The sequence below is a fragment of the Aeribacillus sp. FSL K6-8394 genome, assembly GCF_038008865.1.
Classification (GTDB): domain Bacteria; phylum Bacillota; class Bacilli; order Bacillales; family Aeribacillaceae; genus Aeribacillus; species Aeribacillus composti.
This window is the reverse complement of record NZ_JBBPAA010000001.1, coordinates 1,266,490-1,282,393: the sequence shown is the minus strand read 5'-3', so window position 1 is coordinate 1,282,393 and position 15,904 is coordinate 1,266,490. Positions and strand designations below refer to the sequence as shown.

Annotated in this window: 17 protein-coding genes and 1 other annotated feature; all 17 genes read left to right on the top strand. The window is 39.2% G+C overall.

Features of this window, described 5'->3' with window-relative positions; all coding sequences use genetic code 11:
* Window positions 1-100: 100 nt before the first annotated feature.
* Window positions 101-892, top strand: coding sequence for a cell division protein FtsQ/DivIB (locus NSR00_RS05915; protein WP_063388493.1), 792 nt, complete (start codon window positions 101-103; stop codon window positions 890-892).
* Entirely contained in the window at window positions 879-1,586 is a 708-nt protein-coding gene (locus tag NSR00_RS05910; RefSeq protein WP_063388492.1) for a DUF881 domain-containing protein, read from the top strand. The genes NSR00_RS05915 and NSR00_RS05910 overlap by 14 nt, the downstream gene beginning before the upstream one ends.
* Before the next feature lie 49 nt (window positions 1,587-1,635).
* Window positions 1,636-2,358 carry a DUF881 domain-containing protein gene (locus NSR00_RS05905; RefSeq protein WP_232515562.1) on the top strand — a complete coding sequence of 241 codons (723 nt, stop codon included), beginning with the start codon at window positions 1,636-1,638 and terminating at the stop codon, window positions 2,356-2,358.
* A gap of 2 nt (window positions 2,359-2,360) precedes the next feature.
* Window positions 2,361-2,732 carry a small basic family protein gene (locus tag NSR00_RS05900; protein ID WP_063388491.1) on the top strand — a complete coding sequence of 124 codons (372 nt, stop codon included), beginning with the start codon at window positions 2,361-2,363 and terminating at the stop codon, window positions 2,730-2,732.
* A gap of 129 nt (window positions 2,733-2,861) precedes the next feature.
* Entirely contained in the window at window positions 2,862-4,148 is a 1,287-nt protein-coding gene (gene ftsA, locus NSR00_RS05895; protein ID WP_094246090.1) for a cell division protein FtsA, read from the top strand.
* A gap of 41 nt (window positions 4,149-4,189) precedes the next feature.
* A complete protein-coding gene (ftsZ, locus tag NSR00_RS05890; RefSeq protein WP_340787586.1) occupies window positions 4,190-5,323 on the top strand; it encodes a cell division protein FtsZ in 1,134 nt (377 codons plus the stop codon).
* A 716-nt stretch (window positions 5,324-6,039) separates the two neighbouring features.
* On the top strand, window positions 6,040-6,978 hold the full coding sequence (gene spoIIGA / locus NSR00_RS05885; RefSeq protein ID WP_340787583.1) for a sigma-E processing peptidase SpoIIGA: 939 nt from the start codon (window positions 6,040-6,042) through the stop codon (window positions 6,976-6,978).
* 38 nt (window positions 6,979-7,016) lie between these two features.
* Window positions 7,017-7,736, top strand: coding sequence for an RNA polymerase sporulation sigma factor SigE (gene sigE / locus NSR00_RS05880; protein WP_327856267.1), 720 nt, complete (start codon window positions 7,017-7,019; stop codon window positions 7,734-7,736).
* Window positions 7,737-7,867: 131 nt separating this feature from the next.
* Complete coding sequence (gene sigG / locus NSR00_RS05875) at window positions 7,868-8,644, top strand: RNA polymerase sporulation sigma factor SigG (protein WP_063388486.1); 777 nt, start codon at window positions 7,868-7,870, stop codon at window positions 8,642-8,644.
* 95 nt (window positions 8,645-8,739) lie between these two features.
* The gene (locus NSR00_RS05870; protein WP_063388485.1) at window positions 8,740-8,991 is read left to right on the top strand and encodes a YlmC/YmxH family sporulation protein; all 252 of its coding nucleotides are present in this window, start codon (window positions 8,740-8,742) and stop codon (window positions 8,989-8,991) included.
* An 82-nt stretch (window positions 8,992-9,073) separates the two neighbouring features.
* Window positions 9,074-9,901: a peptidoglycan editing factor PgeF gene (pgeF, locus tag NSR00_RS05865; RefSeq protein ID WP_063388484.1), complete on the top strand. Its 828-nt coding sequence runs from the start codon at window positions 9,074-9,076 to the stop codon at window positions 9,899-9,901.
* Window positions 9,902-9,904: 3 nt separating this feature from the next.
* Window positions 9,905-10,576: a YggS family pyridoxal phosphate-dependent enzyme gene (locus NSR00_RS05860; protein ID WP_063388483.1), complete on the top strand. Its 672-nt coding sequence runs from the start codon at window positions 9,905-9,907 to the stop codon at window positions 10,574-10,576.
* A 22-nt stretch (window positions 10,577-10,598) separates the two neighbouring features.
* Window positions 10,599-11,060 carry a cell division protein SepF gene (locus NSR00_RS05855; RefSeq protein ID WP_063388482.1) on the top strand — a complete coding sequence of 154 codons (462 nt, stop codon included), beginning with the start codon at window positions 10,599-10,601 and terminating at the stop codon, window positions 11,058-11,060.
* 9 nt (window positions 11,061-11,069) lie between these two features.
* Window positions 11,070-11,333 (top strand): YggT family protein, encoded by a 264-nt coding sequence (locus NSR00_RS05850; RefSeq protein ID WP_063388481.1) that lies wholly within the window; start codon window positions 11,070-11,072, stop codon window positions 11,331-11,333.
* Window positions 11,334-11,411: 78 nt separating this feature from the next.
* Complete coding sequence (locus NSR00_RS05845) at window positions 11,412-12,188, top strand: YlmH family RNA-binding protein (RefSeq protein ID WP_063388480.1); 777 nt, start codon at window positions 11,412-11,414, stop codon at window positions 12,186-12,188.
* Window positions 12,189-12,283: 95 nt separating this feature from the next.
* Window positions 12,284-12,793, top strand: coding sequence for a DivIVA domain-containing protein (locus NSR00_RS05840; RefSeq protein WP_063388479.1), 510 nt, complete (start codon window positions 12,284-12,286; stop codon window positions 12,791-12,793).
* Between the two features lie 51 nt (window positions 12,794-12,844).
* Window positions 12,845-13,069 (top strand) — a binding site (T-box leader).
* Window positions 13,070-13,122: 53 nt separating this feature from the next.
* Window positions 13,123-15,897 (top strand): isoleucine--tRNA ligase, encoded by a 2,775-nt coding sequence (ileS, locus tag NSR00_RS05835; protein WP_144597715.1) that lies wholly within the window; start codon window positions 13,123-13,125, stop codon window positions 15,895-15,897.
* Window positions 15,898-15,904: the final 7 nt, after the last annotated feature.

Here is a 15,904-nt window from a genome sequence, read left to right as displayed (position 1 = left end):
CTATTGCCGTTTTTTCACCTTTAAACATTTTTTGCTCCTTTTGGACAAGCTTATATATTAAACCTGGATTCAATGAATCTAGGATGGGGTGAACATAGACTTGGAAAAAGAAAAAATCGTTTCAATCGAGGATCGGATACCGAAGCTCAAGCAGCAGCGCAAACAAAAGGCAAATAGGAGATTTATACTATTTATTCTCACCTTCTCCTTGCTTATTTTATTAATTATTTATTTAGAAACGCCGTTAAGCAAAGTGAAAAACGTAGAAGTGAGCGGAAATGTCAATGTTCCCAGCGATGAAATCATTTCGCTTTCCGGTATCGATCAACAGACGAATTTTTGGAGTGTTAATAAAGAAAAAACGATCAAAGCTTTGAAAAAACATAAAGAAGTGAAAGGTGCGAACATAGTCAAAATTTTCCCTCACACCATTCGGATTGAAATTGAAGAAATGAAACGAGTAGCCTACGTGTCCAATGGATCATCCTTTTACCCGGTTTTGGAAAACGGGGAAACTTTAGATGGACAAAAAAGCGTAAAAGTGCCTGATGCTCCGATCTTATTCGGTTTTGACGATGCTGAATTTGCTCATCTCATGACTGAACAATTGACAAACCTTCCGCATTCCATTTCCAATTCCATTTCTGAGGTTCACTATACGCCGGAAAAAATGGATCCGTACATAATTACATTATTTATGAACAACGGCTATGAAGTGAGAGCTTCTATGAAAACTTTTGCTGAAAAAATGCGTTCATATCCAATGATTGTAAAAGAACTCAACCCGAAAGTAAAAGGGATTATCCACTTAGAAGTCGGTTCTTATTTTGAGCCTTACAGCAAGAAAGGATCACAGAAGAATAAAGGGGACAAAGCCGATGAGGAAAGCTAATGCCAGCCATGTCATGTTATTTTTTATTATGCTCGTCGTCGGTTTCTTAATTTCATATTCTTTTCAATGGACAAAAGAAAGAAAAGATTTGAATGTATCACCAGAACAGTGGGAAAAAGAATATGAAACAAGAAAGCTGCTGATCAATCAAGAAGAAACAAACCGGAAGCTCCAGGAGGAGCTTTTTCAAAAACAAAAAAAAGTTACAGAAATTGAAGAGCAATTGAAAAAAGAGAAAGAGCTTTATTATAACTTAGTTGAAGATGTTGAAAAATTGAGGATGTTTGTAGGAGAGGTAGGGGTTGTCGGCGAAGGGATTGAAGTGACGCTCGAAGACTCTTCTTATGTTCCAGAAGGGGAAAATGTGAACAATTATATTGTTCATGAAAGCCACATCTTTAAAGTTGTGAATGAATTGCTCATTTCAGGTGCGACCGCTGTAGCGATCAACGGACAAAGAATATTCCATCATTCTTATATCATCTGTAACGGCCCCGTCGTAACGGTAGATGGAAACCAATTTCCCGCTCCATTTGTTATTTCTGCCATCGGAGATGCTGAGGTATTGACGCAGGCGCTAAACATTGCAGGAGGCGTTTTGGATCAGCTTGCCTATGAAAATATTGTTGTAAAGGTGGAAAAGAAAAAAGAAATTAAAATGGGGCCCTATTTGTCAAATGAACTGGATGATTAGCGGAAACCCTAGCTAACCTAGCTCTAGAAAAAAGAAAGGTGATGGACGATTGATTAAACCAAAATGGAAATTTGCCTTTACATTTTCCATCATTACAACAATTTTTGGGTTTATGCTTGGCGTGCAATATCGATCCATAGAAGAACCGGACGAGCGTGATACGAGGGATATGTGGGAGCTCCGTGAAGATTTAAAAAGAGAACAGAAGCTTCAAGTGGAATTGTTAGAAGAAATCCGCAAATATGACCAAATGCAAAGGGAAATGGAAAAAAACGAAAGTCCTGAAAAAGCGTTGAAAGATACTTTAGAAGAGCTGAAGGCGAAAGCGGGTTTAACCGAAGTAAAAGGTGAGGGTGTCGTTCTCACAGTTGAGCCTTTGTTTGACAGCAACCTGCTCGGAAAACCTATTCAGCCGATTTCGCCAGAGCTTTTAAAGCGTCTGATCAATGAAGTGAACTCTTATGAAGCAAAAGAAATTTCAATAAACGGATACAGAGTTGTCAACACAACCGTTATCCGCGATATTAACGGAATAACGAAAATTGACGGAAACAGTCTGAACACTTACCCGATTGAAATCAAAATTTTATCAAACGACGCTGAAAAACTTTACAGTAAAATAAATGGATCTGCATTGAAAGACGATTTTGCGATTGATAATTTGAAATTGACCGTATCTGCACCGCAGAAACAGCTAATTATACCGCCTTATGAAAAATCGATCCGCATTCAAAATATGGCACCTCTTAAAGATGAAAAGGAAGGGAATTAGTTATGTGGCTCCCGGTTATCGGAATTCTTTTAGGTATCATCTTAGGTCTGTACAGCAACATTCAAATTCCAGATGAATATTCCAACTATTTATCAATAGCCATACTTGCTGCGCTTGATACTCTGTTCGGGGGATTCCGGGCATACTTGCAAAATTCTTATGATGAGCTTGTGTTTGTTTCCGGATTCTTTTTTAATATACTTTTAGCTGCAAGTTTAGCTTTTCTCGGCGTTCATCTTGGTGTAGACTTGTATTTAGTAGCAATGTTTGCTTTTGGAGTTCGGCTTTTCCAAAATATAGCGGTTATTCGCAGAATTTTAATCGCAAAATGGAACAGCGGCAGAAATACGCACAAAAAAAAATCCAACTTTTAAAAGGGAAAATAGATCAAGTGTTGAATTTACACATATACAAATTGAAACAAATATGTAACGTTCGTTTCATTGTATTGTTCTATTGGACGTAATAGAATAGTAGTATTGGATAAGGAGGTGCCAAAAGCATTGAACAGCAATGAAATATTTGTCAGTCTTGACATCGGTACATCCAATGTAAAAGTAATCATTGGCGAAATGATGGATGAATCGTTAAACGTTATTGGTGTTGGTAATGTGAAATCAAAAGGCTTAAAAAAAGGATCAATTGTTGATATAGATGAAACCGTTCATTCTATTAAAAAGGCTGTGGAACAAGCGGAAAGAATGATCGGCATGCCCCTCCATAAAGTTGTTGTCGGTGTGAGCGGCTCTCATGTAAAACTTCAAGATTGTCAAGGAGTAGTGGCAGTTTCAAGTGAAAACCGAGAAATTCAAAATGAAGATGTAAGGCGTGTCATTGAAGCTGCACAAGTTTTATCCATTCCCCCAGATCGGGAAATTATAGATTGCATTCCGAAGCAGTTTATTGTAGACGGTCTTGACGGGATACATGATCCAAGGGGAATGTTGGGAGTAAGGCTGGAAATGGAAGGACTGCTCATCACCGGATCAAAAACTATTCTACATAATTTACTGCGCTGCGTTGAACGTGCAGGTCTTGAAATTACGGATATTGCACTTCAGCCTCTCGCATGTGGTTCAGTTGCTTTATCCAAAGACGAAAAAAATTTAGGCGTAGCTCTTATCGATATTGGCGGGGGATCCACTACCATTGCAGTTTTTGAAAACGGAGAGTTAAAAACAACTTCCGTTCTACCGGTTGGGGGAGAACACATTACCAACGATTTATCAATTGGTCTTAGAACTTCCACAGAAAATGCTGAAAAAATTAAAATTAAACATGGACATGCCTTTTATGATCATGCATCTGAAGACGAGGTGTTTGATGTTCCGATTATAGGCAGTGATAAAATGCAAAAATTCAATCAGCTTCAAATAGCTGATATTATTGAGGCTAGAATGGAGGAAATTTTTCTTCTTGTAGCTCAAGAAATTGCAAAACTGGGCTTCAAGGAATTGCCCGGAGGTTTCGTGTTAACTGGCGGAAGTGCAAACATTCCTGGTGTGCTTGAACTTGCTCAAACTGTACTCGCCCACAATGTTCGGATTGCTAGCCCCGACTACATAGGTGTTAGAAATCCTCAATACATGACAGGTGTCGGTCTCATCCAGTTTGCCTACAAAAATGCAAAAATTCAAGGGAGACGGATTGGATCGAAGGTGGAGGTGGAACAGATTAAGCAAACTGTTCCGAGTGAAGCGAATGAAGTGACTTTAAAGCAAAAAACGAAGCGTCAAAATGAAGAAAAAATGAGCAGAGTGAAGAAATTTTTTGGGTACTTTTTCGAATAAATTTCGTCAATAGAGCATTGATGGATTAGGGAGGATTTTGCATGTTGGAGTTCGATACGAATATTGACGGCTTTGCAACAATTAAAGTTATTGGAGTAGGAGGCGGCGGAAATAATGCCGTCAACCGGATGATTGAACATGGTGTGCAAGGTGTAGAGTTCATTGCTGTCAACACTGATGCACAAGCATTAAACCTTTCAAAAGCAGAAACAAAAATGCAAATTGGCGCAAAATTGACAAGGGGCCTTGGTGCAGGAGCAAATCCAGAGGTCGGAAAAAAAGCTGCTGAAGAAAACAAGGAACAAATTGAAGAAGCTGTAAAAGGTGCAGACATGGTGTTTGTAACGGCTGGAATGGGAGGAGGCACCGGAACTGGTGCAGCACCTGTCATTGCGCAAATTGCCAAAGATTTAGGAGCACTGACGGTCGGCGTTGTCACGAGGCCGTTCACGTTTGAAGGAAGAAAACGCGCTATGCAGGCGGCTGGTGGAATTGCAGCCATGAAAGAAGCCGTTGACACTCTTATTGTGATTCCGAATGACAGACTTCTTGAAATTGTTGATAAAAATACGCCGATGCTTGAAGCTTTCCGTGAAGCGGATAACGTTCTTCGTCAAGGAGTGCAAGGTATTTCTGATTTAATTGCTGTGCCGGGACTCATCAATCTAGACTTTGCGGACGTGAAAACGATTATGTCGAACAAAGGTTCTGCATTGATGGGAATCGGAGTAGCAACGGGAGAGAACAGAGCGGCTGAAGCTGCCAAAAAAGCAATCTCAAGTCCGCTTCTTGAAACTTCAATTGACGGGGCGCAAGGAGTATTGATGAACATTACCGGCGGAACAAATTTAAGCCTATATGAGGTTCAAGAAGCAGCCGATATTGTTGCATCAGCCTCGGACCAAGATGTCAACATGATCTTTGGATCTGTTATTAATGAAGATTTGAAGGATGAAATTGTTGTAACAGTGATTGCAACTGGATTTAGAGAAACTGAAATAAATCCTAGCAAGCAAGAAGCGAGACCATTTGCTCCTAATAAGAAGCCAAATGTTGCAACTATGCGTGAAGTGAAAAAGGAAGAGTCGACTCACGACATTACGAGCCGTGCATTGCAGCAGGCAGAAGATACGCTTGACATCCCGACATTTTTAAGAAACAGAAAGCGCCGCTAAAAAAAGCATGGGTGACAATAGACGTCATCCATGCTTTTTTCTTAAAGCTCATCAAGCGGGCAAAATGGAAGGTTTTTAATATTTGCATGCGTGAAACAGTTTAAATATTGGACTGGAACATAAATATTTGCAGGATTCAGAGATTCCTATTAGGCATGATTTGTTCAAAAATCGCATTACGGCGGAATGAATCAAAACATTATGTAAAAATAGATAAACAGATTTGAACGCGTTCCCGAAAATAGCAAAACGAATGAATCAAAACATTATGTAAAAATACGACATGCCATTTAAAAAAATGCGGATCCTTGCTGAAAATGAAATGCCAAGTATATGGTAAATTCTAATATTTTTTGTGGAATATAAATTGCAGATATATACGCGAAAGGACCTGGCTTTTTAGCCAGGTTTTTCCTCGTTCTGAAAAAGCATAAACATTTGCGCAGCTTTTTTAAGAAAAGATCTCCTGTAATTTCCTCATCGTCGCTTAACGAAAGTGTTTACAACTTCAGCAATTTAGCTTTCTTCCTCTAAAAGGCTTGTACCGTTTTTTTCTTTAACCATTTTTCCATTCGACGAAAACATTAGGAATCCGTCAAAAATTGTATGCTGTACTCGGCACTATTTGACACAATTTGGAATGAATAGCGTTTATACTACCTATTAATAGCAAGTCAGAAGCCCAGAAAATTGAATGGTGGGAGAGGAAGAGGCGGTTGACCATTTATTTGGATGCTATTTGGCTGATGAATTTTTGCTTTGATATCATGCTCCTTTTTCTTACAGCAATCATCTTAAAGAGAAACATTGTATGGAAAAAAATAATGATTGCTTCGCTCATCGGCTCCGCTATTGTGATATTGCTTTTTTCGCCTTTCGCACAGCTGGCGAGCCGTCCGGAATCAAAACTAATCCTCTCATGTGTGATGGTTCTTTATGCTTTTGGCTTTAAGAAGTTTCGCTACTTTATAGAAAATTTATTGACTTTCTATTTTGTCACTTTTGCAGTTGGGGGAGGTATGCTTGGCACTTATTATTTTTTTCAAGTAGGCTTTTCATTTCAAAATAACATGATTTTAACAAATGGAAATGGCTTCGGAAATCCTGTCAGCTGGTTATTTATCGTGGTCGGCTTTCCGATTATTTGGTATTTTTCCCGCTTGCGGCTTGAACAGGTTGAAGCAAAAAAAATCCACTATGATCAAATTGTCGATGTTTCGATCACGATGATGGAGAAAAAAGTAATAGTAAAAGGATTGATTGACAGCGGCAACCAATTGTATGATCCCATCACTAAGAAGCCAGTCATGATTGCCGAAGCGGAAAAATTAATGACCGTGTTTCCTGAAAGTATGCACCAAGTCATTTCTAATCGAAATCCTATGGAGGCTGTGACAGCGATAGAACAGAAAGAATGGATCGGCAGGCTGAAAATTATTCCGTACCGGTCAGTTGGCCAGGATCTTCAGTTATTATTAGCTGTAATAGCAGACGAAGTGGTGATTCATACAAAAGAAGAATCATTAATGCTGTCCCGCCCGCTTATTGGACTAAATCATTCGCGGTTTTCAAGCGAAGACGATTATCAATGCATTATTCATCCAAAAATGATCCAGACGGGTAAACAAAAAGATGCTCTTAGCCTTTATTCATAGCATACTCATAAACCAATTTGTTTAGAAGGGGGAACAACATGAAAAAAATTAAGCTTTACCTCACGTATATATGGTACAAGTTTTTAACAAAATTAGGGATCAAAACAGATGAAATTTATTATATCGGCGGAAGCGAAGCGCTGCCGCCTCCGCTTTCGAAGGAAGAGGAAGAAATGCTATTAAAAAAACTTCCGAGCGGCGATAAGGCTGCCCGTTCGATTTTGATAGAACGAAATTTGCGCCTTGTCGTGTATATTGCCCGAAAATTTGAAAACACCGGCATCAATATTGAAGATTTGATCAGCATTGGGACGATCGGGCTAATTAAAGCAGTCAACACCTTTAATCCCGAAAAAAAGATCAAGCTTGCGACATATGCATCTAGATGTATAGAAAATGAAATATTAATGTATTTGCGCAGAAATAATAAAACAAGATCTGAAGTTTCTTTTGATGAACCGTTGAACATTGATTGGGATGGAAACGAACTGCTTCTTTCGGATGTTCTCGGAACAGAAGACGATATTATTACAAAGGATTTGGAGGCTAATGTTGACCGAAAGCTATTAATGCGGGCGCTGCAGCAATTAAATGAACGAGAAAAACAAATAATGGAGCTTAGGTTTGGATTGCATGGCGGAGAAGAAAAAACGCAAAAAGATGTGGCTGACATGCTCGGGATTTCTCAATCTTACATATCAAGATTGGAAAAAAGAATTATTAAGCGTCTTCGAAAAGAATTTAATAAAATGGTGTAATTTTTGCTTGCTAGTCGCATGTATAGCGAAAAATCAACAGCGTGTTCACTCTGAAAAGCTTGTGCATATTTTTCCCCTTCAGGGAGATACTTAACTTAAGACAGCAAGAACTCCTGTAAGGGGGAAACGAAATGACAAGAAATAAAGTTGAAATTTGCGGTGTTGATACTTCGAAGCTTCCTGTTTTAAAAAATGAAGAAATGCGAGAATTATTTAAACAAATGCAAAGTGGTGATTTATCAGCCAGAGAAAAGCTTGTCAACGGAAATTTGCGACTCGTTTTAAGCGTCATCCAAAGATTTAATAACAGAGGCGAGTTTGTCGATGATCTTTTTCAAGTAGGATGTATTGGGTTGATGAAATCTATAGATAATTTTGATCTGAGCCAAAACGTAAAATTTTCTACTTATGCTGTACCGATGATCATCGGTGAAATTCGTCGATATTTGCGAGACAACAATCCGATACGTGTTTCAAGATCATTGCGTGATATTGCCTATAAAGCTTTGCAGGTGCGTGAAAAACTCATGAGCGAAACGTCACGTGAGCCGAAGGCAGAAGAAATTGCTAAAGAGCTGAATGTGCCGCATGAAGAAATCGTTTTTGCTTTAGACGCCATTCAAGATCCAGTTTCATTATTTGAACCGATTTATAACGACGGCGGTGATCCGATCTTTGTTATGGATCAGTTAAGCGACGAGCGAAACCGCGATTCCAAGTGGATTGAAGAAATTGTTCTAAAAGAGGGGATCAGACGATTGAATGATCGGGAGAAGCTGATATTGAAAAAAAGGTTTTTTCAAGGCAAAACACAAATGGAGGTAGCAGAAGAAATCGGCATTTCCCAAGCTCAAGTTTCTCGGCTTGAAAAAGCTGCCATTAAACAAATGACCAAAAATATTCAATAATCATTGGGCCACATTCTTTTGAATGTGGCCCTTTATCATCATTCAAAAAAAAACTCATATACTGATTGTAAAAATACTTGAGGGGAGAAGCCGGCATGATCCATATTTCCGATTTGCAAATAAAAGATGTTGTGAATGTCCATGACGGAAAAAAATTAGGAAGCATTGAAGACGTTGACATCGACTTAAAAACTGGTAAAATTCAAGCGATCATGATCACTAGTCAAGGGAAGGTTTTAGGTTTTTTTGGAAAAGGGGAAGAAATTGTCATTCCTTGGAGGAACATCGTAAAAATCGGAAAAGATGTTATTTTAGTAAGAGTTTCGAAAAATGTTGAAACAGAATAAGAATCGCACGAATTTTGGTTAAATGTTGGCTTAAAGATATGTTAAAATAAAAATAAGAGAATTGTCGAAGAGGAATGGTACAATGAAACATGAACCGTTTCAATTAACAGATGAATCTTTTTTCTCCATACCTGCTTGGGCGAAGCTTCATTCTCAGATTACAGCAGGTTTTACGACGAGAAAAGGAGGATTTTCCAAGAATGGTTTTGCTTCATTAAATTTAGGTCTTCATGTGAATGATGAAAAGGAAACGGTGATCAAAAATCGAAAAATCATTGGGGACAAAATTCGTTTTGATCTACCAAACTGGGTATGTGCCGATCAAGTCCATGACAAACAAATTGTCAAGGTAGTAAATAAACATAAAGGATCAGGGGTTTTTACATATCGTCAATGCATCACTCAAACGGACGGCCTATACACATCGGAAAAAAATATATTACTTTCCCTTTTTTTTGCTGATTGTGTTCCGATTTTCTTTTTTTCTCCAAAAGACTCACTGATTGGCATCGCACATGCGGGCTGGAGAGGGACTGCGAAAAATATAGCAGGTGAAATGATCGACAGTTGGGTTTTGCACGAAGGTGTGCAAGCTCAAAATATATTTGCAGCCATAGGTCCTTCAATCGGCGAATGCTGTTATGTCGTCAATGACGATGTGATCGATGCGATCAAACCTCTTTTTGACAATGAGACGACATTTTATAAACAGCTTGAGAACGGCCTTTATTCTATTCATCTTGCAGAAATCAACAAAAGATTGTTAATGAAAAAAGGAGTGCCGGAACATCAAATCCTATTGACCTCATATTGTACAAGCTGCGATCAAGATTTGTTTTTTTCCCATCGAAGAGATCAAGGGAAAACAGGACGAATGATGGGATTTATCGGTTTGAAGGAGGGATACTAAGCCTTGTCAGTGAAAGAAAATTTAGCACGAATCCAACAGGAAATCGAACAAGCATGCAAAAAATCAAATCGAAAAATAGATGATATCCAAATTATTGCAGTGACGAAATATGTAACGGTAGAACGGGCTATAGAGGCGATAAATTCAGGCATTTTACACTTAGGCGAAAACAGGGATGACGGTTTTTTATCGAAATATAACAGCATTGGATCAAAAGCTGTCTGGCATTTCATCGGCACACTTCAAACTCGAAAAGTGAAAAATATTATAGACAAGGTGGATTATATTCATTCGTTGGATAGAATATCGCTAGCAAACGAAATTGAAAAAAGAGCAGATCGAACGATCAAATGCTTTGTGCAAGTAAATACATCTGGCGAACAGTCAAAGCATGGCGTGGCTCCTGAACAATGCATTGATTTTATTCAACAGTTGAAGGAGTATCGCCATATCGAAGTTGTCGGATTAATGACAATGGCTCCATTTACAGACGATGAAGAAGAAATCAGAAGATGCTTCCGAAGTTTAAAGCAACTGCAGGAACAAGTGAAAGCACTAAATATACCGAATGCACCATGTACAGAGCTATCAATGGGGATGTCCAACGACTACAAAATCGCGGTTGAAGAAGGGGCTACTTATCTTCGCATCGGCTCCTCGCTAGTAGGTACATAAAACGAAACTGGAGGTAAATCAGATGAGCTTAAAGAATAAATTTAAAAGCTTTTTTGCCCTCGATGATGAAGATTATGAGATTGAAGATATGGAAGCTCCGGAAGAGAAACACCAACATGAACCGATTATGTTCAATCACAACAGCAGCGTTGAAAAAAATGCCGCTTTCGGAAAACAAAATGTTGTAAGTTTGCAAAGCGCCCAAAAATCTACTAAAGTAATATTATGTGAGCCAAGAACGTATTCAGAGGCGCAAGAAATTGCTGATCATCTGAAAAACCGCCGTTCATGCATTGTCAATTTGCAGCGGATCGGGCATGATCAGGCAAAAAGGATTGTTGATTTTTTAAGCGGCACTGTTTATGCCATTGGCGGAGACATCCAGCGTGTTGGAACAAACATATTTTTATGTACCCCAGATAACGTAGATGTCGCCGGCTCTATTTCCGATTTCATGGCAGATGATGAAAATAAAAGGTGGTAGAAATGATTGATGGGAACAATATATAACATATTAAGTTTTTTGCTCGATATTTATTCCTATGCGATTATCATTTATATTTTGATGTCTTGGTTTCCGAATGCAAGGGAAACGTCCATTGGACAATTTTTAGCGGCTATATGTGAGCCTTATTTAGAACCGTTTAGAAGAATCATTCCTCCATTAGGGATGATTGATGTATCTCCTATTGTTGCATTGATTGCCCTGCATTTTGCAGATTATGGGCTGTATGCTCTTTTTAGTATGATTTCATAAAATTCATTCGCCGATTGACATTCGAATTGTTTTGTATGCCAATCGGCTCTTTTCATATCATAATTGGAGTTGTCTCTTATGGAGAGTGTTTATCAGCATTTTCGCAAAGAAGAAAGGGAGTTCATTGACAAAGTCTTTGGATGGAAACAAATTGTGACTGAGCAATATCGGCCAAAATTGACCGATTTTTTAGATCCGCGGGAACAGAAAATCATTAAGACATTGATCGGTGAAAATCCGGATGTTCACGTGCAATTTTTCGGAGGCTATAAAAATGCTGAAAGAAAGCGGGCTTTTTTTTACCCTGACTATATTCAACCGACATTAGATGATTTTTCAATGTTCGCATTTGAAATCATGTTCCCGAAAAAATTCGTGACATTATCACATCGCGAAGTGCTTGGATCGCTTATGTCGCTCGGCTTAAAACGGAGCAAGTTCGGCGACATTATCATTCATGATGAAACGGTGCAAGTCATGGTTGCGCAAGAAATTGCCAATTTCCTGCAGCTGAACTGGAATAAAATTGGAAAGATTTCCGTTCGTTTGAAACAGATTCCATTCGAAGATGTGTTTTCTCATGAAGAAGAAATGGATATTTCTTTGATCACCGTTTCTTCGCTTCGGCTCGATGCTGTTCTAGCAAATGTTTATCACCAATCTCGGCAAAAAATAAAATCGCTTATTGAAAATAGTCTTGTCAAAGTCAATTGGAAAATTGTTGAGGATGCTCATTTTGAAATTGCGGAAGATGATGTGTTATCTGTCCGAGGATTCGGAAGAAGCAAAGTTTTGGCAATTGAAGGGAAAACAAGAAAAGATAAGTGGCGCATTAAGATCGGAATACAAAAATAATATTACAAATGGAAAGATTTTTGCCCATTCTGTCGAAAAATCGTTTATAATTGGATTAGTGTTTTGCGAAAAACATACATATGGAGGTGGAATTTGTGCCTTTAACCCCGCTGGATATTCATAACAAGGAATTTACAAAAGGCTTTCGCGGCTATGATGAAGATGAAGTAAATGAGTTTTTAGATCAAGTGATTAAAGATTATGAAATGGTCATCCGCGAAAAGAAAGAATTGGAATTAAAGGTGAAGGAATTAACCGAGAAGCTGAATCACTTTACAAATATAGAAGAAACGTTAAATAAATCGATTTTAGTTGCGCAGGAAGCTGCGGAAGATGTGAAAAGAAACGCTCAAAAGGAAGCGAAGCTGATCATTAAAGAAGCGGAAAAAAATGCTGACAGAATCATCAATGAAGCACTTGCTAAATCGCATAAAATTGCAATGGAAATCGAAGAGATGAAAAAGCAGTCAAAAGTATTCCGCACCCGTTTTCAAATGCTCATCGAAGCACAGCTTGATCTGCTAAAAAATGATGATTGGGATCACTTAATGGAATACAATGTCGAGCCAATCTTAGGAGAAGAAGCGGAAGAACCGAAAGTATAACTTGACTTTTTTGTTCGTGATTTCATATAATACGAAAATAAAACGGAATATGACAAAACAATGAGAGGGACAGTAGTCCTTTCAAGCCCTTTATGACAGCGAACCGGGGACGGTGGAAGCCCGGGTAAAGGCGAAAGGATGAACATCACCCTTGAGTCCATAGCTGAAACATGCTAGTAGGCTGTGGCGGCCAAGTCCGTTATGTTTATGAGTGGATGTGCATGATTTGTGCGCATCTAAAAGGGTGGTACCGCGAGATTCCTCCTCGTCCCTTAGGGATGAGGAGTTTTTTTTATTTTAGTGAACAAATATTATGTGGAGGAATGGGAATGGATTATAAAGAGACGTTACGAATGCCGAAAACAGACTTTCCAATGAGAGGGAACCTTCCGAAAAAAGAACCTGAGATCCAGAAAAAATGGGAAGAGATGGATATTTATGAAAAAGTGCAGGAGCGCACGAAAGGACGGCCTCTTTTCATATTGCATGATGGTCCGCCGTTCGCAAACGGGGATATTCATATGGGGCATGCCTTAAACAAAATTTTAAAAGACATTATTGTCCGTTATAAATCCATGAGCGGATATTGCGCACCGTATGTTCCTGGATGGGATACGCACGGTCTGCCAATTGAAACAGCACTTTTGAAGAAACAAAAAATCAATCGAAAAGAGATGGATGTCGCGCAGTTTCGAAAACATTGCGAGCAATATGCATGGGAGCAAATTGAGCGCCAGCGCGTGCAATTTAAACGCCTTGGAATTCGAGGCGACTGGAAAAATCCATATGTCACCTTGAAACCAGAATATGAAGCCCAGCAAATTCGCGTCTTTGGAGAAATGGCGAAAAAGGGATATATTTATAAAGGCTTGAAGCCGGTTTATTGGTCTCCATCGAGCGAATCTGCCTTGGCAGAGGCGGAAATTGAATATTATGACAAACGCTCGCCTTCTATTTATGTTGCATTTGAAATAAAGGACGGAAAAAATATATTAACAGATGGAGAAAAAATCGTCATTTGGACGACTACTCCGTGGACTATCCCTGCAAACTTAGGAATTGCTGTTCATCCTGATTTGGAATATTCTGTAGTGAAGGTTGGAGCTGACAAGTTTGTGATCGCATCTGCTCTGCTCGAAGAAGTGGCAAAAGAGCTGGACTGGACAGAATATGAAGTAGTGAAATCGTTTAAAGGCAAAGAGCTGGAATATGTGGTTGCGAAACACCCGTTCTATGACCGCGATTCATTAGTGATCCTTGGCGAACATGTAACGACCGACGCTGGTACAGGATGCGTCCATACAGCGCCAGGCCATGGGGAAGACGATTTTGTCGTCGGACAAAAATATAACCTAGGCGTATTATGTCCTGTCGACGAAAGAGGGTACATGACAGAAGAAGCTCCAGGGTTCGAAGGATTGTTTTATGATGACGCAAATAAAAAAATAACGGAAAAATTAGAAGAAGTAGGGGCATTGCTAAAGCTTTCATTTATTACACACTCCTATCCACATGACTGGCGGACAAAGAAACCAACGATTTTCAGAGCAACAGCGCAATGGTTTGCGTCCATTAAAGATTTTCGAGATGAATTGCTGCAAGCAATTAAAGAAACGAAATGGATCCCTAATTGGGGAGAAATTCGCATTCATAACATGATCCGCGATCGAAGCGATTGGTGTATTTCCCGTCAGCGGGCATGGGGCGTGCCAATTCCAGTGTTTTATGGTGAAAATGGGGAGCCGATCATAACAGATGAAACGATTGAACATGTGGCAAAACTGTTCCGCGAGCACGGCTCGAACGTTTGGTTTGAACGCGAAGCAAAAGACCTGCTTCCAGAAGGATTTACACACCCTTCAAGCCCGAACGGCATTTTTACAAAAGAAACAGACATTATGGACGTTTGGTTCGATTCAGGCTCTTCTCATCAAGCAGTTTTAGTTGAACGGGAAGATTTGCAGCGTCCTGCTGATCTTTATTTAGAAGGCTCTGACCAATATCGCGGCTGGTTTAATTCATCGCTGTCTACAGCAGTTGCTGTCACAGGAAAAGCTCCATATAAAGGCGTTTTAAGCCATGGATTTGCGCTGGACGGCGAAGGACGGAAAATGAGCAAATCGCTAGGAAATGTTGTTGTTCCTGCCAAAGTGACGGAACAGTTTGGAGCAGATATTCTTCGTCTATGGGTAGCATCAGTTGATTATCAATCGGATGTTCGCGTCTCTGATGCAATCTTAAAACAAGTATCTGAAGTATATCGGAAAATTCGCAACACGTACCGTTTCTTGTTAGGAAATTTGTTTGATTTTGATCCAAATCAGCATCGTGTTTCTGTAGAAAAATTAAGAGAAGTGGATCGCTATATTCTCATTAAACTGAATAAACTAATTGCCAAAGTGCGAAAAGCATATGAAGAATATGATTTTGCATCCATCTATCATGACGTTCACAATTTCTGTACGATTGAGCTAAGCTCATTTTATCTTGATTTTGCAAAAGACATTCTGTATATTGAGGCTGCTGACAGCCATAATCGACGTTCTATCCAAACGGTTTTATATGAAGCGCTTCTTGCTCTTGTAAAGCTGATGACACCGATTTTGCCGCATACAACAGAAGAAGTATGGGGACATATTGAATCAGTTGAAGAAAAGAGCGTACAGCTTGTCGATATGCCGGAAGCTGTAGAGATTGAAGGCAGCAAAGAGATTGAAGCGAAATGGGATCAGTTTATGTCAGTTCGCGATGATGTATTAAAGGCCCTGGAAATCGCCCGAAATGAAAAAGTGATCGGCAAATCGTTAAATGCTGCTCTCATCCTTTATCCGAACGAAGAAATAAAAGAATTGTTCAATTCAATACAAGAGGACTTAAAACAGCTGTTTATTGTTTCCCAGTTAGAAATTGCCGGTGATTACAAAGATGCTCCAGAAGAAGCGCAAACATTTGATAGCATCAAAATAATTGTGAAGCAAGCGGATGGTGAGACTTGTGAAAGATGTTGGGTTGTTTCAACAGATATAGGCACTGATCAAGACCATCCGACATTGTGCAAAAGATGTGCAAGCATTGTGAAAGATCACTACAGCCATCTAGCATAGTTTTATC